The following is a 26,728-nucleotide window of genomic DNA, read 5'->3' on the forward strand; positions in this document are numbered from 1 at the left end:
AAAACGAGAACAAAAGAAAATAAAAATATCAACATGGCGTTGGGGGGGGGGCCGTCCCCCCCCCCCCCCCCCCCACGCTGCTCACGCCTGGCCGAGCAGCGGCATCAAGCCGCCCGCGCGATCGAGGGCCGACAGGTCGTCATAGCCCCCGACGTGCGTCTCGCCGATGAAGACTTGCGGCACGGTGCGGCGCCCCGTGCGCGTCATCATTTCCTCGCGCCGGGCCGGGTCCTTGTCGATCAAGATTTTCTCGATGTGCTGAACGCCGCGCGATTTCAATAGACGTTCGGCCATTTGGCAATAGGGACACACCTGCGTGCTGTACATGACGACGGAATTCACTCTCGCACTCCTTTACTTGACGACCGGCATCCCGGCCTGCTGCCAGGCGCTCAAGCCCCCTTGCAGCACATGGACCTCGGTATAGCCCGCCGCCCGAACGGCTTGCGACGCTTTGTTCGATTGCGCGCCCGTCTGGCATACGAGCAATACCGGCGTAGCCTTATTCTTCGCGATTTGGCCGATTTTTGCTTGAAGCTCGTCGAGCGCGACATGGCGCGCGGCCGGCAGGTGGCCCGCGGCGTACTCGGCGGCGGCACGCAGATCGACGACGACGGCATTGCGGCGATTGATGAGCTGTGTCGCTTCGGCGGCGGACAGGCCGCCGCGCCCGCGCCCGGCGATCATCGGCCAAACGAGGAACGCGCCAGAGATCACGAGGGCGGCCAGCAGCACGAGGTTGGTGTAATCAGTAAAGAACGTCACGGTATCGTCGAAAAGGGAAGAAAAACGGAGCAAAAGGTAGCAGGCAATCCGACCATTATAAAATAACCGTTTGACGGCGCGACGGTAGCCCGATCGGGCAACGTCGGCCCGTCACGCGCTTCCTCACTACCGACCGGCAATCTCATGTACAAGCTCGTTCTCATCCGCCACGGCGAATCGACGTGGAACAAGGAAAACCGCTTCACCGGCTGGGTCGACGTCGACCTCACCGAGCAAGGCAACCGCGAGGCCGCTCAAGCGGGCCTCTTGCTCAAGGAAGCCGGCTACACTTTCGACATCGCCTACACGTCGGTGCTCAAGCGCGCGATCCGCACGCTCTGGCACGTGCAGGACCAAATGGACCTCATGTACATTCCCGTGGTCCATTCGTGGCGCCTGAACGAACGCCACTACGGCGCGCTGGCCGGCCTGAACAAGGCGGAAACGGCTGCCCAGTACGGCGACGACCAGGTCCTCGTCTGGCGCCGCAGCTACGATACGCCGCCGCCCGCGCTCGAGCCGACCGACCCGCGTGCGTCCTACGACGATCCGCGCTACGCGAAGGTGCCGCGCGCCGAGTTGCCGCTCACCGAGTGCCTGAAAGACACGGTGGCGCGCGTGCTGCCGATCTGGAACGAGTCGATCGCACCCGCGCTCAGGGGCGGCAAGAAGGTGCTCATCGCGGCGCACGGCAATTCGCTGCGCGCGCTGATCAAGTATCTGGACGGCATCTCCGACAGCGACATCGTCGGGCTGAACATCCCGAACGGCGTGCCGCTCGTCTATGAGCTCGACGAGCACCTGAAGCCGATTCGCCACTACTACCTGGGAGACCAGGAGGCGATCGCCCAAGCCCAGGCCGCCGTCGCGAAGCAAGGCAAGGCGGGCTGATACTCACCGTTCCATGCGGCCCGGCGGCAGGCAGCCGGGCCGCGGGGCCGGCGAACCCATGGGCTCCGCCCGGGTCCAATGTACGCCCGCGCGCGTGATCGCGCGTCGCGCCGGCCCGCGCTTCGTCCACGAGCAGTTATACTTGACCGTCTTTCGCCCACGGCACTCACACCCCGTTTCCCGAACGCACCAGACTCTATGCGCACGAAACTCAAGAACATCGGCTTGATTGCCGCTGGCCTCGCCGCCGGCATCTTTGCGACGCTGCAATTTTCCGCCGCGGCGCAGCAGCAAACCACGGCGCCGCTCCCGCTCGAGCAGTTGCGGCTGTTCGCGGAGGTGTTCGGGCAGATCAAGCACGACTACGTCGTGCCCGTGGACGACAAGAAGCTCCTGACCGAAGCGATCAAGGGCATGGTGTCGAGCCTCGATCCGCACTCGTCGTATCTGGACAAGACCGATTACCAGGAACTGCAGGAACAGACGAAGGGCCGCTTCGCAGGCCTCGGCATCGAGATCTCGCAGGAAGACGGCCTCATCAAGGTCATTTCGCCGATCGAGGATACGCCCGCGTTCCACGCCGGCATCCGTCCCGGCGATCTCATCACCCGGATCAACGACAAGCCCGTGCGCGGCATGACGCTCGATCAAGCCGTCAAGCAAATGCGCGGCGACCCCGGCACGAAGGTGACGCTCACGATCTTCCGCAAGAGCGACGACCGCACGTTCCCCGTCACGGTCACGCGCGCGATCATCCGCGTGCAGAGCGTGAAGTCGAAGGTTCTCGCCCCGGGCTATGCCTACGTGCGCATTACGAGCTTCCAGGAACGCACCGTCCCCGACCTGGCGACGAAGCTCGAGGACATCGCGCGCGAGCAGCCGAATCTGAAGGGCATCGTGCTCGATCTGCGCAACAACGGCGGCGGCCTGCTGCAAAGCGCCGTCGGCGTGGCCGGCGCGTTCCTGCAACCGAATTCGGTCGTCGTTTCGACGAACGGCCAGATCCCCGATTCGAAGCAAATCTACCGCGACACGTACGAGAACTACCGCCTGCCGTCGTTCGATTCCGATCCGCTCAAGAATCTGCAGGAAGTCTACAAGACGGTGCCGATGATCGTGCTGACGAACGCGTACTCGGCGTCGGCCTCCGAGATCGTCGCCGGTGCCCTGCAAGACCAGCATCGCGCACTGATCATGGGCAAGACGACGTTCGGCAAAGGCTCGGTGCAGACCGTTCGCCCGCTCACGTCCGATACGGCGCTGCGCTTGACGACGGCCTACTACTACACGCCGAGCGGCCGTTCGATCCAGAACAAGGGCATCCGCCCGGATATCCCCGTCGATCAATACGCGAACGGCGATCCGGACGACGCGCTCGTCACGCGCGAGGTCGATTACTCGAACCACCTTGCCAACACGCAAGACCCGAACGAGAAGAAGGAAGAGGAGCAACGCGAGAAGGATCGCATGCTGCAACTGCAACAGCTCGAAGAGGAAAACGACAAGAAGACGCCCGAGCAGCGCGCGAAGGATCGCGAGCGCAAGCCGGTGGAGTTCGGCTCGGCCGACGACTTCATGCTCCAGCAAGCCTTGAACAAGCTCGAAGGCAAGCAGGTGCAACTCTCGAAGTCGATCGTCGAGCGCAAGCTCGCCGAAAGCAAGCCGCCGCGCTCGGCATCGGCGCCGGTGGCCGTCAAACCGGCATCGTCCGCGCCCGCCATGCCCGCTTCCGCGCCGAGCAAGTAACACCTCGCGACGAAACGCACACCCTCGCCCCCTGCCGCCATGCGCGTAGGGGGCGCAGGCAAAGACATCGCCCGCCGCCGCGCTCCTCGCAACCCCTTCCCGGCGCGCCGCCATGAACGACGATCAGCTCCTTCGCTATTCCCGCCATATCCTCGTCGACGAAATCGGCATCGAGGCGCAGCAGCGCTTCCTCGATGCGCATGCGATCGTGATCGGCGCCGGCGGACTCGGCTCGCCGGCGGCGATGTACCTCGCCGCGGCCGGTGTCGGCACGCTCACGTTAGTCGATGCCGACTCGGTCGACCTCACGAATCTGCAGCGGCAAATCCTGCATGCGACGGCTTCGATCGGGCACAAGAAAGTGGAATCGGGCCGCGAGACCCTCGCGCGGCTCAATCCCGAGGTACGGGTGCAGGCGGTCGATGAGCGCATCGGCGATGCCTGGCTCGATGCCCATGTGCCGCAAGCCACCGTCGTGCTGGACTGCACGGACAATTTCGCCACGCGCCACGCAATCAACCGGGCATGCGTCAAGCATCGCGTGCCGCTCGTCTCGGGCGCGGCGCTGCGCTTCGACGGACAGATCAGCACGTTCGATTTTCGCGACGAACGCTCGCCCTGTTATGCCTGCGTGTTTCCCGAGGACCAGCCGTTCGAGGAAGTCGCTTGCTCGCAGATGGGCGTGTTCGCGCCGACGGTCGGCATCATCGGCACGATGCAGGCTGCCGAAGCGCTGCGCGTCATCGGCGGCATCGGCCAGACCCTAATGGGCAGGCTCATGATGCTCGACTCGCTGCGCATGGAATGGACGACGATGACGATCGCACGTCAGCCCGAATGCCCCGTCTGCGGCAGCGGCGGCTCACACCTGCCCGAGGCACCTTAACGCGGCCTGCACTTCCTCGGGCTCGAACGCCGCGAGGACGTCGGCGACGGGCTTTTCCAATGCCTGTAGGTTCGCGCGAAGGATTTCCTGCTTCACGACGAGCAGTTGGCTCGGGTGCATCGAGAACTCGGTGAGCCCCATGCCGAGCAACAGCCGCGTGAGTTGCGGATCGCCGGCCATTTCCCCGCAGACCGATACCGACACGCCCGCCCGCTTCGCTTCGCGAAGCGTGAACGCGATCAGGTGCAGTACGGCCGGATGCAGCGGGTCGTACAGATGTGCGACTGCGTTGTCGGCACGATCGATCGCGAGCGTGTATTGGATCAAGTCATTCGTGCCGATCGACAGAAAATCGACGCGCTTCAAGAACAACGGCAATGCGATCGCCGCCGCGGGGATTTCGATCATCGCGCCGATCCGCACGCCCGGGTCGTACGGCAAGCCCGCATTGTCGAGCTGGCGCTTGGCCTCGCGGATCAAGTCCAGCGTTTGATCGATCTCCTGTGCATGGGCGAGCATCGGCACGAGAATGCGTACCTGGCCGAACGCCGACGCGCGCAAGATCGCGCGCAGTTGCGTGAGGAACATCTGCGGCTCGGACAGGCTCCAGCGGATCGCACGCAGCCCCAGCGCCGGATTCGGCGCACTCTCGTAGCCGTCGGCACCGATCGAATCGAGCGGCTTGTCGGCCCCGACGTCGATCGTCCGAATCGTCACGGGCAGGCCGCCCATGAGCTCGACGGCGCGCTTGTAGGCCTCGAACTGCTCTTCTTCCTCGGGCAGCCGGTCCTTGTGGTTCATGAACAAGAACTCGGTGCGAAAGAGCCCCACACCGACCGCTCCGGCCTCGACGGCCGCACGCGCATCCTCGGGCAACTCGATATTGGCCAGCAGCGAGATCTTGGTGCCGCACAACGTTTGCGTGGGCGAGAATTTCAGGCGCTGCAGCTTCTTTTGCTCGAGCAGCTTCTCGCTTTGCCGGTACGAATATTCCTCGAGCACGATCGGCGCCGGGTCCACGATCACGATGCCGCGGTCGCCATCGACGATGATCAAATCGTCCTGACGGATCAGCGCGCTCGCGTGCGCAACGCCCACCGCCGCGGGTATGCCGAGGCTGCGCGCGACGATCGCCGTATGCGAGGTGCGCCCGCCGAGATCGGTGACGAAGCCTTGGAACGTTTGCGTCTTGAACTGCAGCATGTCGGCGGGGGAGATGTCGTGCGCGACGACGATCATGTCGTCCGCCGCGTTCCCGTTCGCCCCGTCGACGAGCGCGGCAGCGGAAGACGCCCCCGCCAGCGCCTTCAAGATGCGCTCGACCACTTGCTGCACGTCGGCCTTGCGCTCGCGCAGGTACTCGTCCTCGATGTCGTCGAAGTGCCGCGAGAGCCGCTCGAGTTGCTCGGTCAGCGCCCATTCGACGTTGTAGCGGCGCGTGCGGATCAAGTCCATCGTCTCTTGGACGAGCATCGCGTCGTTCAGGATCATCGTATGGACATTGATGAACGCGCCGACTTCGCTCGGCGCGTCAGCCGACAGGTCCTCGCTGAGCCTGTCGAGCTCGCTTTGAACCGTCTTCAAAGCGGCGCGAAAGCGCTCGATCTCGCCTTCGATCTGCGGCGGTTCGACGAGGTAGTGGTCGACGTCCAGCGCTGCAGGCGCGATGAGATAGGCTCGCCCGATCGCGATGCCGCGTGACACCGGAATACCATGCAGCGAAAACGACACGCGCACCTCCTCGAGTTGTGGAATGCCGCGGGCAATACCGCTGCACAATAGGACCTTAATTATCGATTATAAATTCGAGAGGGGCATTTTGACTGCGTGCGGCGCAGCATTGCATTGCGCAATAGCATGTTGTCTCGTAGGAAACAAAACGCCGCGGCGACCGCGGCGTTTCAGTGGAATCGGGCGGCTCGGCCGTTGCGCCGGCTGCCGCTTCACCCTATTGGCCCTCGCCGAATTTATCCGCGATGAGTTTCATGAGTGCGTCCATCGCGTCTTGCTCGTCGGGCCCCTCGGTTTCGATCGTCACCGTGCTGCCGATGCCGGCGGCGAGCATCATCACGCCCATGATGCTCTTGGCGTTGATGCGGCGCCCGTTGCGCGTCATCCAGATTTCCGATTGATAGTTGCCGGCGAGTTGCGTCAGCTTGGCCGATGCGCGTGCATGCAAACCCAACTTATTGACGATCGTCGTTTCTTGTTGAAGCATCTGCTCGTCCTGAAAAAGCGGAAAAAAGAAAATCAGCGCGCGGGACCGTTGGTGCTCGCCGCGCTCGCCGGTGGGCTCACGGCCTCGCCGGCATTCGTCGTGCTGGCCTGGCACGCCGCGCCCGCGCATGACTGCGCAGAAGTCACGAGCGGCACGCCCGGCGCCGCGCATTCGGCTTCGCCGGCCGGTTTGCCGACGTCGGCCGGCGCCACGAGCGCGCCGATCGCATGGACCCCTTTCGAGGCACCGGCAAGCGCCTTGTCGACGAGCAAGTCGAGGTCGCAGGTACGATAGCAGACGCCGCGCACGAGCATCGGCAAGTTGACGCCGGCCAGCACACGCACGCCGGGCAGCGTCGCGAGCCGGCTCGCGATGTTCGCCGGCGTCGCGCCGAACATGTCCGTCAACACGAGCATGCCGTTCTCCTCACGCAAGCGCTCGACCTCGCTATGAGCGAACGCGACGACTTGCGCGGGATCGCAGTCGGGCAGGACGTCGATGGCGCCAATGCGAGCGGGGAGCCCGCCGTAGATATGCGCGACGCACTCTTTCAGCGCCGAAGCGAGCGGCGCGTGCGCGATGATCAATATACCTGCCATGTCAGTGTTGCAACGAAAAGCACCGCAAAGGGCCAGATCGGTACGGCTAGGCGCAAAGCGCGAGCGTGGGGCGACCGACGAGCGGCCGGACCGCATGCGCGGGGCGCATCCGCGGACGCATCCGATCAACGAACCGTTTCAGGGAAAAGACATTGTAACAGGCTCGTTTTCCGCCCGAAGCGAGGCCCCGCGACCGCGCCGGCCGCCCTACCCGGCTGCCCGCTCGAGCGCGTCGACGAACAATGCCGCGACGTCGAACCCGGTCTGCTCCATGATTTCGCGAAAACAGGTCGGACTCGTCACGTTGACTTCGGTGAGCCAGTCACCGATCACGTCCAAGCCGACCAGCAGCAGCCCGCGCGCGGCCAGCACGGGCGCGAGCGTATCGGCGATCTCGCGGTCGCGCGGGCCGAGCGGCTTCGCGACGCCGAGCCCACCGGCCGCCAGGTTGCCGCGCACCTCGCCGCCTTGCGGGATGCGGGCGAGCGAATACGGCACGCTTTGCCCGCCGATCAGCAAGATCCGCTTATCGCCGGCCGCGATCTCGGGGATGAATTTTTGGGCCATTACCGAGCGCACGCCGTCGTCGCTCAGCATTTCGATGATCGAGCCGAGATTCATCCCCTCGCGCGTCACGCGAAACACGCCCATGCCGCCCATGCCGTCGAGCGGCTTGAGGATGACGTCTCCGTGCTCCGCGTGGAACGCGCGCAACCGCGCGGGGTCGCGTGTCACCAGTGTCGGCGCGACGAACTGCGGGAACTCGCCGATCGCGAGCTTCTCCGAATGGTCGCGGATCGCCTGAGGCTTGTTGAACACGCGCGCGCCGGCACGCTCGGCCAGCTCGAGCAACCAGGTGGAGGTCACGTACTCCATGTCGAACGGCGGATCCTTGCGCATGACGACGGCGCCGAACGAGGTCAACGTGCGATTTTCGGGCGCACCACTCTCGTGCCACGGCGCGCGGTGCAAGTCGGCCGTATCGCCGACGATGTCGACGCGGCTCGCCGTTGCCTCGACTTGCGATCCCGTCCAGGCCAGATGCTTGGGCTCGCATGCATAGACCGCATGGCCGCGGCGCGCGGCCTCGGCCATCATCGCGTAGGTCGAGTCCTTATAGATCTTGAACTTCGCTAGCGGATCGGCGATGAAAAGAATGTCCATGAAACCCCTTGCCCCTGTGCGGGCTCTCGTTCGTGGGATGCGGCGCCGATCAGACCTGAATCGCTTCCGGGTCCGTCTTCTCGAGTTCGACCGATGCCGCGAGCAGGCCGAGCCGCGCGACGACGCCGTACATGTAGAACCGGTTCGGCGGCGCCGCGCCGGGCTTCGCATGTGCGTCGGGCAAAGCCGTGTGCTCGAAGCCGAGCGGCACGAAATGCATGCCGGGCGCGTTCAGGTTCTGATCGCGCTCGCGGCTGCCATGCACGCGGTAGAAGCCGCCCACGACGTAGCGATCGATCATGTAGACGACGGGTTCGGCCACTTCCTCGCCGATGCGCTCGAACGTGTAGACGCCCTCCTGGACGATGACGTCGTGCACTTGCAGCCCGTCCTTCGTGGCCGACATGCGCGAACGCTCGCCCTTCGTGAGATTCGCAACCTCGGACGCATCGTGCACCGTCATGACGCCGCGGCCGTCCGTGCCCGCGTCGGATTTGATGACGACGTAGGGTTTTTCGCCGATGCCGTACTCGCGGTACTTGCGCGCGATCTTCTTGATGACGGCGTCGATCGCGTCGGCGAGGGCTTGCTCGCCCGTGCGCGCCTCGAAATCGACGTCCTCGACGCGCGCGAAGTACGGGTTCACCATCCACGGGTCGATCTCGACGAGCTTCGCGAACTTCTTCGCGACGTCGTCGTAGCACGAGAAATGCGTCGACTTGCGGCGCACGGCCCAGCCGGCGTGCAGCGGCGGCAGCACGTACTGCTCGTGCAGATTCTCGAGCACGGGCGGCAGCCCCCCCGACAAATCGTTGTTGAGCAGGATCGAGCAGGGGTCGAAGTTCTTCAAGCCCAGCCGCCGCGGCGTGCGCTCGAGCGGCTCGAGGACGATCTTCTGACCGTCAGCCAGCGGAATCGTCACCGGGCCCACGATGTTCTCGTCGAGCGTGCCGAATCGCACGTTCAAGCCGGCTTGCCGCATGATCATCGCGAGCCGCGCGACATTCTCGAGATAGAACGCGTTGCGCGTGTGGCGCTCGGGGATCACGAGCAAATTCTTCGCGTCGGGGCAGATCTTCTCGATGGAGGCCATCGCAGCCTGCACGGCGAGCGGCAGCACTTCCTCGGGCAGATTGTTGAAGCCGCCGGGGAACAGGTTCGCGTCGACAGGCGCGAGCTTGAAGCCCGCGTTGCGCAAATCGACCGAACAATAGAAAGGCGGCGTGTGCTCCTGCCATTCGAGCCGGAACCACCGCTCGATCGCCGGCGTGGCGTCGAGGATCTTCCGCTCGAGATCGAGCAGAGGACCGTTTAACGCCGTAACTAGGTGCGGGACCATTGATTACTCGATGAACACGGGAGAAAAAGATTGTAGAGCAATTAATCGCCCAGCCGATGTGGGGGCGGTTCGATCGAACGCAAGGGCGTCCCCGGTAGGCAATCTTGATAGACCCGATAGCGCGCAGGGTCATTTCGCCTGGGGACTTGCCCTGCGGATCGGTGGCGGCAACCCACCCCGTCATAGGCAAGGCGGAGGACGCGGTGCGGCCGTGACGAAGCCGGAAACGAAAAAGCCCGCCGGGTGGCGGGCAGAAGTCGCTGCTTCCATTTGGTGCGGATTCGGGTGTCCGGGCGGCACGACCGGCCGCCCGCCCCGTCCCGGTGTGAGTTACTCGACGTGTTCGCCGTGCAGGACGACGTCGAGGCCTTCGCGCTCTTCCTCTTCGGCCACACGCAGGCCGATGACGAGATCGATGATCTTGAGCAGCACGTAGCTCAGCACCCCGCTGTAGACGAGCGTCGTCAGCACGCCCTTCGCTTGCAGGATCAGGCTGCCGTCGGCGCCACCGATGTCCTTGACCGCGAAGATGCCCGTCAGCAGTGCGCCGATGATCCCGCCCACGCCGTGCACGCCGAAGCAGTCGAGCGAATCGTCGTAGCCGAGCTTCATCTTGAGCCAGGTGGCGGACCAGAAGCAGACGGCACCGGCGATGAAGCCGATCGCGAGCGCACCGCCCACGCCGACGTAGCCCGACGCCGGCGTGATCGCCACGAGGCCGGCCACGGCGCCCGATGCGATGCCGAGCGCGGACGGCTTGCCCTTCGCGATCCACTCCACGAACATCCAGCCCAGCGCGGCGCAGGCCGTCGCCACTTGCGTCGTCAGCATGGCGAAGCCCGCGCGGCCATCGGCCGCGACGGCCGAACCGGCGTTGAAGCCGAACCAGCCCACCCACAGCATCGCCGCGCCCATCAACGTCAGAATCAGGTTGTGCGGCGCCATCGCTTCACGGCCGTAGCCGACGCGCTTGCCGAGCACGAGGGCGCAAACGAGGCCCGCGATGCCGGCGTTGATGTGCACGACGGTGCCGCCCGCGAAGTCGAGGATGCCGGCGGACGAGAGCCAGCCCGTCGGCTCCCATACCATGTGAGCGATCGGCGAATAGACGATGATCGACCACAGCGACATGAATGCGAGCATCGCCGAGAACTTCATGCGATCGGCGAACGCGCCCGTGATCAGCGCGGGCGTGATGATCGCAAACGTCATTTGATAGACGAAATAGACCGACTCGGGGATCGTCGTGGCGAGATGGCTCACCGTGAGCGTCGTGGCCTTGTCGCCCTTGATGTAGGTCATGCCCGCCAACATGACGCGCGAGAACCCGCCGATGAACGCATTGCCCGGCGTGAACGCGAGGCTATAGCCGATCACCGTCCAGATCACCGTGACGACGCAGGTGATCGCGAAGCTCTGCATCACCGTGGCGAGCACGTTCTTCTTGCGGACCATGCCGCCATAGAACAGCGCCAGGCCGGGAATCGTCATGAACAACACGAGCGCCGTCGACGTCAGCATCCAGGCGGTGTCGCCCGAATTGATCTTGGACGAATCGACGGAGAAGGGCTCCGTCGGCGTGGCCGGTGCCGCGGCGGCCGACGCTGCCGCTGCGTCGGGTGCGGCAGCGGCGCTCGACGCCGCGCTCGCTTGGGCCGCGGCGGCGGGGGTGGACGCGGCCGCGGCGGGGGCCGACGACGCGTCGTCGGCCAGCGCGGCGCCCAAGCCGCCCACGAGCAGCGTGGCGGCCATCGCCAAGGACATCAATAGTTTGCGCATCTTTCGGTTTCCTCTATGTCGCTAAATCTTCGAATTTCGTTCTCGAATTACAGGGCGTCGGCGCCCGTTTCCCCGGTGCGGATGCGGATCACTTGCTCGATCGGCGTGACGAAAATCTTGCCGTCGCCGATCTTGCCCGTGCGGGCCGCGCGTTCGATCGCTTCGATGGCTTGCTCGACGATGTCGTCCGAGACGGCGGCCTCGATCTTGACCTTCGGCAGAAAGTCCACGACGTATTCCGCGCCGCGATAAAGCTCGGTGTGCCCCTTTTGGCGGCCAAACCCCTTCACCTCGGTGACCGTGATGCCCGACACGCCGATCGCGGACAACGCCTCGCGCGCTTCATCGAGCTTGAACGGCTTGATGATTGCGGTAATGAGCTTCATGAAAGTCCTCTTTTCGTTGCGAAAACTGTTTGCCGATTGGTGCGCGCTCTAAAAGCAACAGCCGTGCCATGCGAGGCCCGCGCACGCGCGCCGAGGCCCACATCTTTGCGCCGGCAGACCCGGCCGAACAGCCAGCGACGGGCCGTTGCGCTGGCGCGGCCGGTCGATCGTTGCTAGAGTGTTCGCACGCCCGATACTCGGGCACGCACCAAGGGCGCCCGTCGATGCACGAGCGCGCGCCATGGCACGCACCAAGTTCGTTCATGGTGCGCCATCAGCGCAAGCCGGGGAGAAAGCTGCACATCTTTTGTGCAATGAAGGAGAAGAACATGAAGCAACCGAACGATCTATTTCAGGACTTTCAGCACCGCATGAGCGATTTGCTCAAGCATTCGCCCGCGAAGGACGTCGAACGCAACGTGAAGGCCATGCTGTCTCAAGGCTTCTCGAAGCTCGATCTCGTCACACGCGAGGAATTCGATACGCAGACGCAAGTGCTGCTCAGAACCCGCACACGCCTGGAAGAGCTCGAACGGCGCGTGGCCGAACTCGAGCAGCGGCTGGCCGCGTCGCAAGAGCCGTGAGGCCTCGGGCCTGAATCGCCGCATGCCGAGCAAGCGGTGGCGCGCCCGTTGCCGAACGACGGGCGCGCGCCTCCACGACACCACACCAGGCATGGCCAGAGCGATCGGTTGGCTTTGCATTGACGGCGCCTCTCAAATGCCGTCCTTTTCAACGAGATGCCATATAGATTGCCGTGATGTGCGCGCCGAATTCCGCAATGGCGCTTTTTTCGTTTCCGAACGCTAAGCCTTCGTCAACCCTCGCTTGAAACGTTGTAAACGCCATAACATGCGCCATGGGCATGAATCCCGTTCGACCGCGTCTTCCGGACAACGCCTACGATAATACCCTCTGTCGATCGATTTTTACTCGCTGAAGCGAGCGAGTATAAATGTCAAACCTAAAATGCATTTTCATCCGAAGGCACCATTCGGATTACCCTTCGCGCCTTCGCGTCTCGCACTCGAGACACACTCGCAAAACGATATTCTGGCCGCTCCGATATTTTCTCAGCGGAGCGCAAAATGCCAAAAATCACTGGCTCGCCATCGCTATCGCCCACTCGGAGTCATGAGCCGGAAACCGATTCTGCCGACCGACCCAAAACTGGCATGGCAATATTCGGGGGCACAAAGTCGGGGACGCGCCGTGGCCCGAGTCTTGATCAAGGAGCCGGAGGGCTCCGGCCTCAAGCCCGATCCATTCAGTCAAGCCGGAAGCCGGGCATTCATCACCGAACGGGATATACCGGCATCCTCGATGCTCGGTTCGACAAAAGCACGTTCGGGCCGTGGTCGCGAGGTATTTCAAGCGCGCTTCAACGAGGCGGTGGATGATGCGATCGAGTGGAGCGACGAGGAATTGCTCAATGAAACCGGCTTCTTAAAACGTGACTTACGGAAGATCAATAAGGAGGAGGCCGGCATTTTGATCGACGACGTTCATTCAGATTCGGAAGACGATGGCGATTGAACGCGTCGAACGTCGGCCAAATGGCCAACGATGCCCTTCGCTACTGGTGAGGCGCTGTGGGCGTTGCTACAGTGCTTGCACGTTGCGCGGCAAGATTGCGGCGCCGTCTCCAGGAGACCTCATGTCGCTTGCCGTGGTGCGCTCGCGTGCGCCGGCTGCCGGCCGTGCGCCCGAAGTAACCGTCGAAGTTCATCTTGCCAACGGGCTGCCGTCGTTCTCCATCGTCGGTCTGCCCGATCTCGAGGTGCGCGAGAGCCGCGAGCGCGTGCGCGCCGCGCTGCAGAACTGCGGCTTCGATTTTCCCGTCCGCCGTATCACCGTCAATCTAGCGCCTGCCGATTTGCCGAAGGAATCGGGCCGCTTCGATCTGCCCATCGCGCTCGGCATCCTCGCGGCCAGCGCGCAAATTCCGCCCGCGGCGCTCGCGGGGCGCGAGTTCGCCGGCGAACTTTCGCTCACGGGCGCGCTGCGCCCCATGCGGGGGGCATTCGCGATGGCATGCGGAACAGCCCGCAGCCATCGCGGCTTGCCGTCGTTGATGGCCGCTCCCGCATCGTCTGCCAGCACCGAAGGCGGCGCGAGGGGCGACACGCCGGTGGGTGATTCGGCCGAGCCGCCAGGCGATCTACCGGAGCTGTATCTGCCGGCGGCCAGCGCGGGGGAGGCAGCGCTCGTACCGGGCGTGGCCGTATTCGGAGCAGCGGATCTCCCTTCGCTGTGCGCGCACCTATGCGGGGAGGGCGAAGCTCGCCTCGCTCCGATCGCCCCTCCCGCGCCCGAGCGACTGGAGCCGAGCATGGCGCCGCCCGACATGGCCGACGTCATCGGCCAATACGGCGCGCGGCGCGCGCTCGAAGTGGCGGCCGCGGGGAGCCATCATCTATTGATGGTCGGCCCGCCCGGCGCGGGGAAATCCATGCTCGCCGCCCGGCTGCCGAGCTTGCTGCCGCCGATGACGGACGACGAAGCGCTCAGCTCTGCCGCGCTACTGTCGGCCAGCGCGCATGGGTTCTCGCCTGCGCACTGGCGCCAGCGGCCGTTTCGCGCGCCGCATCATTCGTCGAGCGCCGCCGCGCTCGTCGGCGGCCGCAACCCGCCGCAGCCCGGCGAAATCACGCTTGCCCACCTCGGTGTCCTCTTCCTCGACGAATTGCCCGAATTCGACCGGCACGTCCTCGAAATGCTGCGCGAGCCGCTCGAAGTCGGCCGCATCACGATTTCGCGCGCCGCGCTGCAAGCGGACTTTCCTGCCGCATGCCAGCTCGTCGCGGCGATGAATCCTTGTCCGTGCGGCTGGCGCGGCGATCCGGGCGGGCGCTGCCGTTGCACGCCCGACATGGCGACGCGCTATCTGCGCAAGCTGTCGGGCCCGCTCGTCGATCGCATCGACATCCAAATCGAGTTGCCGGCGCTGACACCGGCCGAGTTGAGCGCTCGCGCAGCGGAATGCGGTGAGCCGAGCGCCACCGTCGCCGCGCGCGTCGCGCGGGCGCGCGAGCGGCAGCTCGCACGCCAAGGCAAAACGAATCGCGATCTCTCCGGCCGAGAAGCAGACGACGTCTGCCGGCTCGGTGCCGAAGCCGAGGCGTTGCTGCGAGAAGCGTGCGAGCGCTTTCGCTGGTCCGCGCGGGCTTACTACCGCGTGCTCAAAGTGGCGCGATCGATCGCGGATTTGGCCGGTGCCGATACGCCGAGCGCCGCTCACGTCGCCGAAGCCGTGCAATACCGGCGCGTGCTCGCCGTGTCTTGATCGACGACGACGTTCCGATTCCGTCACGGAGCAGCCACGCGCAACGCCCGCGATGAATGGCGGGTGCTACGAGCGCGAGCGCAGCGTCATTGCCGCACCCCTCATGTTCTCCGGGTCGCTACTCGGCGCTCTGATAATTGGGGTCATATCAACTTTGCATCGACCTACGAGCCCCTGTTTTCGCAAAAATTGATGCTCGTTCGCGCAAAAACCATCGTGTTTTGGCCTAGATTTTTGCATCGATTGGCCTCAAATATCACCCACGTTTAACCTGAATAAACTACGTGATATCATGTGCTTATAAACGGGGATCGATTGCATAGCAATGTAAGATGATGGCAACATACCAATGTAAACGGCGCCGCTGTATCAATGTAAACCGTCCCCACATGTCAATGTAAAAATTGGGTGTCTTCCAAGGTAATTCCTTGCGCCCCACCCACGACGTCATCCATGGCCACTTCCTCCAAGACCAAACAGTCCGCCAAGCTCGCGTCTGCACTCAAGGCCCTCAAAAAGCTGCAGGACAAGCACCATGGCGTCGTCGAGCACACGGACGTGACCGAGGAGCAGCGCACCCTGCTCGTCGACACCGGCTTTCTACGCTCGATCATGAAGGGCTGGTACTTCTGCAGCAATCCGGGCGACGGCGACGGGGAGTCGACGAGCTGGTACGCAACGTACTGGGCATTCATCTCGCGCTATCTGGGCAAGCGCTTCGCCAAGCGTTACTGCCTGAACCCCGAAACTTCACTGCTGCTGCACACCGGGAACACCACGATACCGGCGCAGGTGGTTGCCGTGGTCAAGGAAGGAAGCTCGTACTACCTCAACTTGCCCGCCAACAAGTCCGTGTTCGTCTACGCCGACGAAAACCGCGTGCCCAAATCCAGGGTAGAGATCCGCGGCCTTCAGGTGTGGCCCGTTGCGGAGGCGCTATGTCTGGTCGGCCCGCAGTTCTTCGTGAACAACGCGGCCGATGCGGAAATCGCGCTGATGCTCGTGCGAAATGCGAGTGAGGTTCTGACCACTCTCCTCGCTGACGACGGGAAGACCGCCGCGGCCGCACGGCTGGCGGGCGCGTTCACGTTCATGGGTCGTCCAGAGGAGACGAAACGCATCGTCGACAGCTTCGCCGCGGCGGGCCGGCCCATCAAACCAGTCAACCCGTTCGAAAGGCAGGAGCCGTCCCTCACGCCGAGCCGCCAGCGCTCACCGTACGTGCTCCGGCTGCGCTCCATGTGGGCGAGATGGCGGAGCGCGGTGATAGCCGCGTTTCCGCAGCCGCCGGGGATCGGCCAGGACGCCGCAGGCTATCTGGCGCAGGTCGACGAGCGTTACGTCTCTGACGCGTATAACTCGCTGTCCATCGAGGGCTACCAGGTCACGGACGAGCTCATCGAGCGGGTGGCCCGTGGAGACTGGGACCCTGAAGGTGACCCGGAACACGAGAAGGAAAAGAACACGCTTGCAGCGCGCGGGTACTTTCTTGCGTTTCAGTCGATCAAGCAGAGTATTGCGCGCCTTTTCGCCGGGGATAACGCCGGCGATATCGTGGAGCACGACCACCACAACTGGTACGCGCAACTTTTCGGGCCGTCGGTACAGGCGGGGATACTCGCAGCGCATCAGTTGGCGGGCTATCGGACAGGGCCGATTTTCATCCGCAACTCGATGCATACGCCCGTGCCGCGCGACGCGATCCTCGACTGCCTCGAGGCGCTCTTCGACCTGATCAGAGAGGAGCCGAACCCGGCTGTGCGAGCGGTGCTCGGGCATCACCTGTTCGTGTTCATTCACCCGTACTTCGACGGAAATGGGCGCATCGGCCGATTTCTGATGAATGTGCTGCTCGCATCGGGCGGGTATCCGTGGACGGTGGTTCGTGTTGGCCGCCGCGCCGAGTACATGAAGGCGCTCGAACAGGCGAGTGTCGGCGACGAAATCGCCCCGCTCGCGACGTTCATCGCCGAAGAGATGGCGCAGTGGTCACCGACGCGCGAGTGAGCGCCGCCGATAGCGGCGTGGTGTTGCACAATGACTGCGCCGGGCACGGCGATCCGGGTGAGCGCTTCCGTTGCACGCCCGGCGTGGTGCCATGCCTCGCCGAACGGGCGAGCGCAGGATCGCTTCGTTCCAGGCGCGCTTGCCGCAAATCGCGCGACCGGGGCAAAGTTTTTTACTGTCAAGACTTGACTTATACACACATCCGCGATTCGTCACGTCCGGCACCCATTTGCAGGCAGCGCCTCAACGTTGATCCCCATCACTTTGATTTTTATGGGTTTTTTAAGCTGCCGCGTTGTTAGGCAACCTGTCGAAACGCCCGCCCGGTGGGCTTATCGGACGAGCGGCAGCAAGTTTCCCACAGAGTTATCCACAGCGGCTGTGGATAGCTTAAAAACCTAAGAGAAATCCAGGAATTAGCATCGTTTCTTGCGGCGGAACCTTCACTCGCATGCAGGGCTTTCGCTCGGTCCCCGGGCGGCGCAGCGTCGTCGCCGGCGTCCGGCTCACGCTACTGGAGCTTGAACGAGCCAAAAAATTGATCGGCCTGTTCCTGCGCAGGCGCATGCACGGCGATGACGGCTGCCTGGTAGACGTGCCGCCCGCGTGCTGCGATCCATGCGTGGATCGTCCGCTGCTCGTGCGCCTCGCCGGCCCGCCCCGTCGCGACGACGTCGACGCCCGGCACGGGCGCACCGCCTGCCACAGGCACCTGCATCGGGCGCTCGACGGCCGACGCGCCGAGATTGCGCGCAAGCGCGGTACGCAGGCCATCGGCCACGGCTTGACGAAGCACGCCGTCGTCACGCGGCAGATCGACGACCGCGATCGCAAAGACGGCGCCCTCCGTATGGGCCGCGCGCACGTGCATCGGCAATGCGTTGCCCGCAATGTCGACCTGCCGCTCGTCGGCGATGGGCTTGGCCGGTAAGTCGATGGCATAGCCCTCGGCCCCGTCGGTCACCGTCCGCCAGTTATAAGCGGGCGAACACGCCGTAGCCAGCGCAATGCCCGCCAGTGCCGGCAGCCCGATGATCGAAAGCCTGCGCAGCGAGGCGGCGAACACGTCAGGCCGGTGGAAAGCGAATGCCGCCCGAACGGCGCACAAGCGGCGGTGCATAGGTAAGCGCCGGCCGCCGGATCGACTGAAAAATGGCAGATGCATGGAAGAAACGCAGTGGAAGGAAAACGAGGCACATGACCGAAGACGACATTATCGTTCACGGCGCAGCCGAGCCCTCTTGCGACTCGCGGTCGCAGCCGTCGGCCGTCTCCGAGGAATGAGGGTAAAATAGCCGACGCCGAATCGCGCCGGCCGGGCAGCCCCTCATCCAGCCGCCCTGCAATCGTCCGAATTGCCCGCCGCGATCGTCCGTACGAGGTCGTCACCATGAGCCAAACACCTGTATCCCCTGCCCGCCGCAACGGAGCCCTGCGCTACGTCGCGCTTGCCTGCGTGGCCGCCGCGATCGCGATCGCGGGCTACTTCACGTTCGGCCGCAGCCAGCAGGTGCCCGCGGCAACGTTCACGCTGCTGTCCGGGCAGAAGGTGTCGACGGCCGACCTCAAGGGCAAGGTCTATCTCGTCAACTTCTGGGCGACCGACTGCGAAACCTGCATCAAGGAAATGCCGCAGATGGTCGACACCTACAACCGCTTCAAGGGCCGCGGCCTAGAGTTCGTCGCCGTCGCGATGCAATACGATGCGCCGATGTACGTCGTCAACTACACGCAAACGCGCAAGTTACCTTTCAAGGTCGCGATGGATGACGGCACCGCCGCCAAGCAGTTCGGCAATGTCCAAATGACGCCGACCACGTTCGTCGTCGACAAGAACGGCAAGATCCTGAAGCGCTACGTCGGCGAGCCGCAGTTCGCCGAACTCGACCAACTGCTGCAAAAGGCGCTCGGAGCGGCCTGAGGCCTAAGACCTCGGGCATCAGGTCTGGGATCGCCGCTCAACGGCGAACCGTTCGTCTTCCCTCGGCAGCCGGCCGGCTGCAACGGCGAGTCGTGATACCGCCGGCGGCTGCTAGCCCCCTTCCTTCCCAGCCTCGCCGCGCGCGGCGAGGCCATATCGTTTGATCTTTTCGTAAAGCGTCGCCTTGCCGATCTGCAATTCGTCGGCAGCTGCGGAAACGGCTCCGCCGTGCTGCTCGAGCACTTCGGCGATCACCGCTCGCTCGAACTGCTCGACGCGCTCTTTCAACCCGGATGCGCTCGCGCCGCCGCCCTTGCCCGCGCTCGAACCGGCCTCGATTCCGAGCACGAGCCGGTCGGCCGCGTTGCGCAACTCGCGTACGTTGCCGGGCCAATCGCGCGCCATGAGATCCGCGCGCTGGCGCGGCGTCAGGACAGGCGCGGGGCGGCCATAACGCACGGCGGCCTCGAGCACGAAGTGTTCGATCAACGGCACGACGTCCTCTCGCCGCTCCACGAGGGGCGGCACTTCGATGGTCACGACGTTGAGCCGATAGAGCAAATCGCGGCGGAACGTGCCTGCCGCGACGAGTGCCTGCATGTCGCCCTTAGCCGCCGCCACCACGCGCAAATCGACGCGCACGGGCTGGTTCGAGCCCAGCCGCTCGAGCGTGCCTTCCTGCAACACGCGCAGCAACTTCACCTGCAGCGACAGTGGCATGCTCTCGATTTCATCGAGAAACACCGTGCCGCCCGATGCGTATTCGAGCTTGCCGATGCGGCGTTTCACGGCGCCGGTGAACGCGCCCGGTTCGTAGCCGAACATCTCCGATTCGAACATCGATTCGGGCAGTGCGCCGCAATTGACGGCCACGAACGGTTTGGCCTCGCGCGGCGACAACTCGTGCAGGCTGCGCGCCACGAGCTCCTTGCCGGCGCCCGTGTCGCCGATGACGAGCACCGGCGCATCGGTCGGCGCGATGTTGGCGATCAGCCGCCGCACCTCTCCGATAGCCGCGCTGCGCCCGATGATGCGCGGGACGAGCGCGTCGCGCGCGGCGAGCTCGCGGCGCAGCGCGACGTTCTCGAGCACGAGGCGCCGCCGCTCGAGCGCGCGCCGCACCGTATCCACGAGGCGCTCGGCCGCGAACGGCTTCTCGACGAAATCGTACGCGCCGTCGCGCATCGCCTGCACCGCCATCGAGATGTCGCCGTGCCCCGTGACGAGGATGACCGGCACATCGGGTGCCTGTTCGCGGCACTGAGCGAGCAAATCGAGGCCGCTCGCACCGGGCAGCCGGACATCGCTGACGATCACGCCGGCGAACCGCTCGTCGAGCACGCCGAGCGCGTCCTTCGCGGCCTCCACGGACCCATAGCCACTGACGGCGAGCCCGGCCAGTTGCAAGCTCTGCACGCTCGCCCGCCGCACGAGTTCGTCGTCTTCGATAAAGATCACTTGCGCGTTGTCTGCCGTGGCGGTCGTGTTCATGGTGATGTCGAACTGCTCCGAGAAATTCATGCTGCGCTAGTGTCCTGTCCGGGCGATGCGGCATCGCGGTGAGCCGCCATGACCGGCGCCGGCGAAACCGCGCGGCGCAGCGTCAGGACGAACACGGTCCCCTTGCCCGCGCCGCTGCGCGCCACGAGCGATCCGCCGCAATCGCGCGCAATCGACGATGCGATCGCCAGCCCGAGGCCGAGCCCCTTGCCGACTTCCTTCGTCGTGAAAAACGGCTCGAACAGCCGCGGCAGGATGTCCGCGGGAACGCCGGGGCCATTGTCGCGCACGGCGATCGCGAGCGTGTCTCTGCCGGCGTCGACATCGATCGTCAAGCGAGGCGCCGTCACGGACTCGAGCGCATCGAGCGCGTTGCCGACGAGGTTGATCAGCACCTGCTCGAGACGCAAACCGTCGCAATAGGCGATGAGCGCGGAGTGCTCGGCATCCAGGTCCAACGGACGATACGCGCTCGTCTCATCCGGCGCCTCCATGTCCCGCGGCTCGGGCGGTTCGGCGCCCGCCTCGCGGATACGCACCTGAACGGACACGGGTTGCAATCGCTCCCGCAGCAATTGCAGCGCGTTGCGCAGCGCGCGTGCGACGGGCGAGCAAGCATTGCTCGGCTGCGAGCGTCCGACGAACAGCTTCAATTGGTTCGTGATCTTTCCCATGCGATCGGTGAGTGAGCTGATCGCTTGGAGATTCTCGTGTGCTTCGGGAAGCGCGCCGCGCTCGATCAGCACGCGCGTGTTGTCCGAGAACGTGCGCAGCGCCGCGAGCGGCTGATTCAACTCATGGGTGATGCCGGCGGCCATTTGCCCGAGCGCGGCGAGCTTGCTCGTCTGCAGCAGCTCCGCGTGCGCCGCGCGCAATTCATTTTCGGCGCGCGTGCGCTCGGCCACTTCGGTCTGCAATTGCGCGTTCGCGGCGGACAGATCGGCCGTGCGCGCCTCGACGCGCCGGTTCAACTCCGCGTAAGCCTCTTGCAGCCGCGCGCGCCCCATCTCCCTATCGCGCGCGCGAGCGCGCCGCATGCGCCAGTAAAACCCGAGCAAGCACAACGAGATATAGCCGAAGCCTACGGCCGCCGTCGCATTGCGCGCGTCGTCGATGACCGAATTCACCGGCGCCAATGTCATCAACTGCCAGTTGGGCGCGGCGATCGGACGCTGCGCCAGCAGGTAATACGGCGACGGGCCGTGCGCGCCGATGCGCACGATCCGTGCGCCGGCCGCATCCAGCGCCCGCGCGGGTCGGATCGGCAACCGCGCGAGCGGCGCCCCGTCGTACTGGCGCGTCGCGTCGATGGCGGCCACGACGCTGCTCGGCAGATCCTGCACCGCGCGATATTTCCAGCCTCGGACCGACGACAAAAAAATCACGCCATGCTTGTCCACGACGAGGACCGGCTCGTTGTCGTCCGCACCCGGGAACCATTCGAGATTGAGCTTGAGCACGGCGGCGCCGACGATGCGCCCATTGTGGCGAACGGGCTGCGAAATGTAGTAGCCCGGTACGTGCGAAACGGTGCCGATGCCGAAGAAGCGGCCGATGCGGGCATGCATCGCATCGATGAAATACGGACGAAATCGGTATTGCGAACCAACGAAGCTATCGGGCCGGCCCCAATTGCTCGCCGCGAGGCACAGGCCGTCGGCGCGGATGATGTAGGTGACGTCGGCGTGCGCGTGTGCGTTCGCGTCTTCGAGATAGCGGTTGGCTCGCGCGATGGCGTCGGGCGAGCCGCTATCGAGCGCCTCGCCGACGACAGGGTGGCTGGCCAACAGGTAGGAGAGCGATTCATAGCGCTCGAGCGTATCGCCGAGCGCGCTGGCCGTGCGGTCGGCCCGCACGGCGGCTTGCTGCTGTAGAACGTCGATCCCGCGCAGCCAGGTGATGCGCCAAGTGGCGATGCATACGGCGAGGAGCACCGCGGCAAGCGCGAGAACGACGATGAGGCGGCGCGTCACGATGGGCGGATTCCGGACGAAAACTTGACCTATTGTGGCATAGCCGCCTGGTGCCGCCGCCCCGCAGGCATTAAACGCCGGCCGTGTTCGTCTCCGCTTCGGCGCCGATGGCGCGGGTGCCGCGTCCCAACGCTGCGCGCAGCTTCGAGCGGTCGAGCTCCTTTTCCCAAGCGGAGACGACGACGGCTGCCACGCCGTTGCCGACGATGTTCGTCAGCGCGCGGCACTCGCTCATGAAGCGGTCGATGCCGAGAATCAGCACCATGCCCGACAGCGGGATCGTCGGCACGACGGCCAGCGTGGCCGCGAGCGTGATGAAGCCTGCGCCCGTCACGCCGCTCGCTCCCTTCGACGTGAGCATGGCCACGGCGATCAGCGTGAGCTGCTGCATGAGCGAGAGATCCGTGTTCGTCGCTTGCGCGATGAACAGCACGGCCATCGTCATATAGATGTTCGTGCCGTCGAGATTGAACGAGTAGCCCGTGGGGACGACGAGACCGACGACGGAGCGCGAGCAGCCGAGGTTTTCGAGCTTGCCCATCAGTTGCGGCAGCGCGGCCTCCGACGAGCTCGTGCCGAGCACGATCAGCATCTCTTCCTTGATGTAGGCGACGAAGCGGACGATGTTGAAGCCGACGAGCCGGGCAACGGTGCCGAGCACGAGGAGCACGAACACGATCGACGTCAGATAGAACGTCCCGATCAGCTTCATGAGCGGCAGCAGCGAGCCGACGCCGTACTTGCCGATCGTGAAGGCCATTGCGCCGAACGCGCCGATCGGAGCCAGCTTCGTCACGATGCGCACGATGCCGAACAGCACCTGCGAGAGGCTTTCGATGAAGTCGGTGACGGGCTTGCCGCGCTCGCCGATGGAGGCGAGCACGCTGCCGAACAGCAGGGCGACGAGCAGGATCTGCAGGATCTCGCCTTGCGCGAAGGCATCGGCGATCGTGCTCGGGATGATGTGCATGAAGAAGTCGACGGCGCTCTGGCCGTGCGCCTTCGCCGCGTAGGAGGCCACGGCCTTGCCGTCGAGCGAGTGGACGTCGACGTTGAAGCCCGCGCCCGGCTTGAGCACGTGCGTGGCGATGAGGCCGAGCATCAGCGCGAACGTGGAGATGACTTCGAAGTAGAGCAGCGCCTTGCCGCCGACGCGGCCGACCTTCTTCATGTCTTGCATGCCGGCGATGCCGGTGACGACCGTACAGAAGATGATGGGCCCGATGACCATCTTCACGAGTTTGATGAATGCGTCCCCGAACGGCTTCATGTCGACGGCGAGGGCGCTCGAGAAATGACCGAGCACGACGCCGGCGATGATCGCCGCGATGACCTGCACATAGAGGATTCGATAAAAAGGTTTCTTCAGAGGACGCATCGATGTCTCCCAGCTAAGAATAAGTCGATTGGCCAAGCCGGCCATTCGTGGGGTCCATCGATTGCAAGGTCGATGCCAAGGTGCACGCACCCATAAGCTATTGATTTTGTTTATTTTTTTCAATCAATGAGCGGGGCGGCGTCCAGCTTCCCGGAAAGCGGGACCGCTGGCGTCTGGATGGCCGGAGACGGCCAGCCGCCGCGGCCCGCAGACCACGCGTTGCGCAATTCGCCGGGTCGTCGCTCGCCGCGCGTATCGACCGGACCCAGGGCTGCGCTCCGACGTCCTGCACGCCTTTCCTCAAAAAGCCACTTATAAGATGCATGGCGTCCGAGAGGGCCAGACATGCCACATTTGCGAAGCACATTACATGCGAGTCACCATAGCGCCGGTCCGCACGCATCCCGAGGTGCCGACGCTTCATGGCGATATCATGCTGCCCCCTCGCTTCGATCGGATTGCGCACGGTGGGAAAGTCGCTCGCCTGCGTCAGGAAAGCGTGGCGTCCCTTCTGCGGCTCCCTGGCTTCGACTTGCGTCCGAGCCTGTTCGAGGTCGTTGCGGCGATCCGCCGCGTCGTGACCGATCCCGCGGCCGAGACGCTCGAGTTCATCAAACGCGACGTGCTCGATTTGGCGATGCGCAACACCGATAACCACGCTCGCAACACAGCTGTCCAACTCACGGGAGGCAAGGTCCAGCTCACGCCCTTGTTCGACTTTGCGCCCTTGTACTTGGACTCTCAGTTGATCCCGCGAGCGCTGAGATGGTACCGGCCGGACACACGAATGGAATTGACGGATTGGGGCGACGTGCTCGCCGCACTGCCTGTTCCCGGCGACGAACGCCTGACGCTAGGCGCGGCTCTGTGCCGCTTCGCCGCGCAGCTCGAACGGTTGCCCGACATTATGGATCTGCACGGGGTGGATTCCGACATCGTCGAATTCCTGATTCCGTCCATCGATACGCAGGTTCGGCAACTCAAAGCGCTCGAACCGCCACAGGACACCCGCGATGCCTCGTAAGACGCGCCCCACCCGTAACGAGCAGAACGCCATGCGCCGCGTCTCCCACGAGAGGATCGGTCGAGGCGAGATGACAATTGGGGAGGCCATGAAGGCGATGCGCGAGATGACGGGTTTGACCCAAGCGGAGTTCGCCGCGCACCGTGGCGTCGGCCGCCGGGTCATTCAAGATATCGAGCGAGGAACCGGCAGTCCGACGGTCGAGTCGCTTACCAGCATCGCAAAGCGCTTCGGCCTGCAAGTCGGTTTCGTCCCGAGCAGCCGGAACGAGCCGCCGCCGTCGGCATAGCGGCCGGGGGTTAGATATCGACCGCGAGTCCCGCCTCGTGCGCCTGCACGTCGGCGGCAGCTCACGTACAGGCGAGGTCGTTCCCGCTACCGCCGCCGCTGCGAAGGTCCTGGCGGGGGTGAAAGAGTCGGATTTTTCGACCAACCGAACCAACATCTGCCGACCTCCAATTAGCCTTTCCTCAGCCAATCGTTCGATAGCGGGACGGAGGCGGAGCGAACGATACCGGGCAGCCTGCACGGCGGACACGACGAAGGCGAAGCTAGCCGAACGATGGCCAGTTAATGACATCGCCGTCGAGCACATGGAGTCCGAAGTCAAACACGCCACGACCGTCGCTTCCCCCTTCCTGCAGACCTCGCATTGGCCGGCACCCACGGTCCATTAACCACCCTCGAGGGGGAGACTAAACATGTCGATCACGAACAACCAAGGACGTGCAGCAAGCCTCACCGAATCGCGCCATGCAGAGTACGCACCGCCCGCGAGCTTGATGTCACCTGAAGCGATTCAGCACGATTACTTTAATGACCTACTTTTCAGCGATACGAGTTTATGCACACAGTGCTGGGCAGCCCGTTGCTTTGCCTCGTTTTCGCCATCATCCATAAAGCGCGGCACGTGCATTGAAGCGAGCCACAGTAGCGCAAAGATTCTCTATAGCTGAACTTACGAGATGCTCAAGTCGCCGCAATGACTGCAAAAATCATTGCGGCGACTTACGACGCGTTTTTCGATACCGCTCATCGGCGAAAGAAGACATGTCAAAAAAAATTCAAGGAAATCTGTCGTACAAAGGAATCCACCGTTCAGTTCTTGAACATTTTATCCTACTCGCAGAGAGCGCAGATGCGAGCGTCCCTCACACATCCGCATATCGAAAGCTAACGAACGCCTTCCTCACACATCTTACCGGAAAGCTCAATGCGATAACAGAGTTGTCACTTAAGTCCGAGTTTTGCAGTAAGCAATCGTGGTCAGATAATTCATCTGACATGTGGCTTACGTCCGTGAGCGCCACTGACTATTTATCAGCGCTCCATAAATACCCCGAATTACGAGAGCTGATAGACACCATTGTCAAACAAGAGTTGGCGAACCTTTCGCTCGCGGCGCATTCGCTGAAAGTAGACCTACATCGCCTAATCAACACCGGCCTTTTGCCCGTTGGGGGCGTCGACGAAATATCGCACATTTTCGTACTAACAGGCGAAAGTCACGACTGCGGAAAAAATGTGGTGCTTTTCTACACCAATGGCAAGCCAGCATTCGCTTGGAAGCCACGTAATATCGATATCGAGGCTCGGACGAGTGATTTCATCAAGGCTAAGGTAACACTTTGGCTAGGCGATAGCGAGTGGGTTTTTCCGACATATCTGACGTCCGACGCATGGGGCTGGACATCGTGGCATGTACCGCAGAACTGCCGTTATCAAAGCGACATAGCGAATTATTTCCTTCGCATCGGCACGTTCTCAGCATTCTCCGCCGCTCTCGGCATCACCGATCTGAATGCCGAGAACATAATACCGAATGGTGCCAGCCCCGTCTTTGTCGATCTGGAGACCGTCTTGCAC

General features: G+C 63.9%; 24 protein-coding genes. 11 read left to right on the forward strand and 13 right to left on the reverse strand.

The features are described 5' to 3' along the window. Window positions 1-81: 81 nt before the first annotated feature. Both grxC and ACTHNZ_RS17025 read right to left on the reverse strand, forming a co-directional pair. Complete coding sequence (grxC, locus tag ACTHNZ_RS17020; RefSeq protein ID WP_440543720.1) at window positions 82-342, reverse strand: glutaredoxin 3; 261 nt, start codon at window positions 340-342, stop codon at window positions 82-84. Between the two features lie 12 nt (window positions 343-354). Beyond that, window positions 355-765 carry a rhodanese-like domain-containing protein gene (locus tag ACTHNZ_RS17025; protein ID WP_440543721.1) on the reverse strand — a complete coding sequence of 137 codons (411 nt, stop codon included), beginning with the start codon at window positions 763-765 and terminating at the stop codon, window positions 355-357. A gap of 144 nt (window positions 766-909) precedes the next feature. On the opposite strand from ACTHNZ_RS17025, the gene gpmA reads away from it, so the two are divergent. The 3 genes from gpmA (at window position 910) to ACTHNZ_RS17040 (ending at window position 4,288) form a co-directional block, all read left to right on the forward strand. Beyond that, complete coding sequence (gpmA, locus tag ACTHNZ_RS17030) at window positions 910-1,656, forward strand: 2,3-diphosphoglycerate-dependent phosphoglycerate mutase (protein ID WP_440543722.1); 747 nt, start codon at window positions 910-912, stop codon at window positions 1,654-1,656. 198 nt (window positions 1,657-1,854) lie between these two features. Beyond that, on the forward strand, window positions 1,855-3,402 hold the full coding sequence (locus ACTHNZ_RS17035) for a S41 family peptidase (protein ID WP_440543723.1): 1,548 nt from the start codon (window positions 1,855-1,857) through the stop codon (window positions 3,400-3,402). A gap of 112 nt (window positions 3,403-3,514) precedes the next feature. Then, window positions 3,515-4,288 (forward strand): HesA/MoeB/ThiF family protein, encoded by a 774-nt coding sequence (locus ACTHNZ_RS17040; protein ID WP_440543724.1) that lies wholly within the window; start codon window positions 3,515-3,517, stop codon window positions 4,286-4,288. On the opposite strand, the gene ptsP is transcribed toward ACTHNZ_RS17040, so the two are convergent. From ptsP to ACTHNZ_RS17075, 7 genes are all read right to left on the reverse strand, one after another. Further along, entirely contained in the window at window positions 4,265-6,019 is a 1,755-nt protein-coding gene (gene ptsP, locus ACTHNZ_RS17045; protein WP_440543725.1) for a phosphoenolpyruvate--protein phosphotransferase, read from the reverse strand. The genes ACTHNZ_RS17040 and ptsP overlap by 24 nt on opposite strands. A gap of 217 nt (window positions 6,020-6,236) precedes the next feature. Next, the gene (locus tag ACTHNZ_RS17050; protein WP_440543726.1) at window positions 6,237-6,506 is read right to left on the reverse strand and encodes an HPr family phosphocarrier protein; all 270 of its coding nucleotides are present in this window, start codon (window positions 6,504-6,506) and stop codon (window positions 6,237-6,239) included. Window positions 6,507-6,538: 32 nt separating this feature from the next. Then, window positions 6,539-7,105, reverse strand: a complete 567-nt coding sequence (locus tag ACTHNZ_RS17055; RefSeq protein WP_440543727.1) for a PTS sugar transporter subunit IIA — start codon at window positions 7,103-7,105, stop codon at window positions 6,539-6,541. 207 nt (window positions 7,106-7,312) lie between these two features. Continuing rightward, window positions 7,313-8,269 carry a glutathione synthase gene (gene gshB / locus ACTHNZ_RS17060; RefSeq protein ID WP_440543728.1) on the reverse strand — a complete coding sequence of 319 codons (957 nt, stop codon included), beginning with the start codon at window positions 8,267-8,269 and terminating at the stop codon, window positions 7,313-7,315. Between the two features lie 49 nt (window positions 8,270-8,318). Further along, window positions 8,319-9,608, reverse strand: a complete 1,290-nt coding sequence (gshA, locus tag ACTHNZ_RS17065) for a glutamate--cysteine ligase (protein ID WP_440543729.1) — start codon at window positions 9,606-9,608, stop codon at window positions 8,319-8,321. Between the two features lie 330 nt (window positions 9,609-9,938). Continuing rightward, on the reverse strand, window positions 9,939-11,387 hold the full coding sequence (locus ACTHNZ_RS17070) for an ammonium transporter (RefSeq protein ID WP_440543730.1): 1,449 nt from the start codon (window positions 11,385-11,387) through the stop codon (window positions 9,939-9,941). A 47-nt stretch (window positions 11,388-11,434) separates the two neighbouring features. Beyond that, complete coding sequence (locus ACTHNZ_RS17075; RefSeq protein WP_027795982.1) at window positions 11,435-11,773, reverse strand: P-II family nitrogen regulator; 339 nt, start codon at window positions 11,771-11,773, stop codon at window positions 11,435-11,437. A gap of 329 nt (window positions 11,774-12,102) precedes the next feature. Here ACTHNZ_RS17075 and ACTHNZ_RS17080 point away from each other — a divergent pair, with 329 nt between their 5' ends. The 4 genes from ACTHNZ_RS17080 to ACTHNZ_RS17095 all read left to right on the forward strand — a co-directional run bounded on the left by ACTHNZ_RS17080 (window position 12,103) and on the right by ACTHNZ_RS17095 (window position 17,066). Next, on the forward strand, window positions 12,103-12,357 hold the full coding sequence (locus ACTHNZ_RS17080) for an accessory factor UbiK family protein (RefSeq protein ID WP_440543731.1): 255 nt from the start codon (window positions 12,103-12,105) through the stop codon (window positions 12,355-12,357). A 550-nt stretch (window positions 12,358-12,907) separates the two neighbouring features. Then, window positions 12,908-13,309, forward strand: coding sequence for a hypothetical protein (locus ACTHNZ_RS17085; protein ID WP_440543732.1), 402 nt, complete (start codon window positions 12,908-12,910; stop codon window positions 13,307-13,309). Between the two features lie 121 nt (window positions 13,310-13,430). Continuing rightward, entirely contained in the window at window positions 13,431-15,059 is a 1,629-nt protein-coding gene (locus ACTHNZ_RS17090) for a YifB family Mg chelatase-like AAA ATPase (RefSeq protein WP_440543733.1), read from the forward strand. 453 nt (window positions 15,060-15,512) lie between these two features. Continuing rightward, window positions 15,513-17,066, forward strand: coding sequence for a Fic family protein (locus tag ACTHNZ_RS17095; RefSeq protein WP_440543734.1), 1,554 nt, complete (start codon window positions 15,513-15,515; stop codon window positions 17,064-17,066). A 511-nt stretch (window positions 17,067-17,577) separates the two neighbouring features. Here ACTHNZ_RS17095 and ACTHNZ_RS17100 read toward each other — a convergent pair. Next, window positions 17,578-18,186 (reverse strand): hypothetical protein, encoded by a 609-nt coding sequence (locus ACTHNZ_RS17100; protein WP_440543735.1) that lies wholly within the window; start codon window positions 18,184-18,186, stop codon window positions 17,578-17,580. Window positions 18,187-18,456: 270 nt separating this feature from the next. On the opposite strand from ACTHNZ_RS17100, the gene ACTHNZ_RS17105 reads away from it, so the two are divergent. Continuing rightward, window positions 18,457-18,987 carry a TlpA disulfide reductase family protein gene (locus tag ACTHNZ_RS17105; RefSeq protein ID WP_440543736.1) on the forward strand — a complete coding sequence of 177 codons (531 nt, stop codon included), beginning with the start codon at window positions 18,457-18,459 and terminating at the stop codon, window positions 18,985-18,987. A 111-nt stretch (window positions 18,988-19,098) separates the two neighbouring features. Here ACTHNZ_RS17105 and ACTHNZ_RS17110 read toward each other — a convergent pair whose 3' ends face one another. The 3 genes from ACTHNZ_RS17110 to ACTHNZ_RS17120 form a co-directional block, all read right to left on the reverse strand. Then, window positions 19,099-20,478 carry a sigma-54-dependent transcriptional regulator gene (locus ACTHNZ_RS17110; RefSeq protein ID WP_440543737.1) on the reverse strand — a complete coding sequence of 460 codons (1,380 nt, stop codon included), beginning with the start codon at window positions 20,476-20,478 and terminating at the stop codon, window positions 19,099-19,101. Between the two features lie 26 nt (window positions 20,479-20,504). Then, a complete protein-coding gene (locus ACTHNZ_RS17115; RefSeq protein WP_440543742.1) occupies window positions 20,505-22,463 on the reverse strand; it encodes a sensor histidine kinase in 1,959 nt (652 codons plus the stop codon). Between the two features lie 67 nt (window positions 22,464-22,530). Further along, window positions 22,531-23,838, reverse strand: a complete 1,308-nt coding sequence (locus ACTHNZ_RS17120) for a dicarboxylate/amino acid:cation symporter (protein ID WP_440543738.1) — start codon at window positions 23,836-23,838, stop codon at window positions 22,531-22,533. Window positions 23,839-24,208: 370 nt separating this feature from the next. Here ACTHNZ_RS17120 and ACTHNZ_RS17125 point away from each other — a divergent pair, with 370 nt between their 5' ends. The 3 genes from ACTHNZ_RS17125 to ACTHNZ_RS17135 form a co-directional block, all read left to right on the forward strand. Next, window positions 24,209-24,862 carry a HipA domain-containing protein gene (locus tag ACTHNZ_RS17125; RefSeq protein WP_440543739.1) on the forward strand — a complete coding sequence of 218 codons (654 nt, stop codon included), beginning with the start codon at window positions 24,209-24,211 and terminating at the stop codon, window positions 24,860-24,862. Beyond that, window positions 24,852-25,151, forward strand: a complete 300-nt coding sequence (locus tag ACTHNZ_RS17130; protein WP_440543740.1) for a helix-turn-helix domain-containing protein — start codon at window positions 24,852-24,854, stop codon at window positions 25,149-25,151. The genes ACTHNZ_RS17125 and ACTHNZ_RS17130 overlap by 11 nt, the downstream gene beginning before the upstream one ends. Window positions 25,152-26,161: 1,010 nt before the next feature. Then, on the forward strand, window positions 26,162-26,728 hold a 567-nt coding region (locus tag ACTHNZ_RS17135), incomplete at its 3' end, for a DUF4135 domain-containing protein (RefSeq protein ID WP_440543741.1).

Source organism: Trinickia sp. (genome assembly GCF_051953955.1).
Classification (GTDB): Bacteria; Pseudomonadota; Gammaproteobacteria; order Burkholderiales; family Burkholderiaceae; genus Trinickia.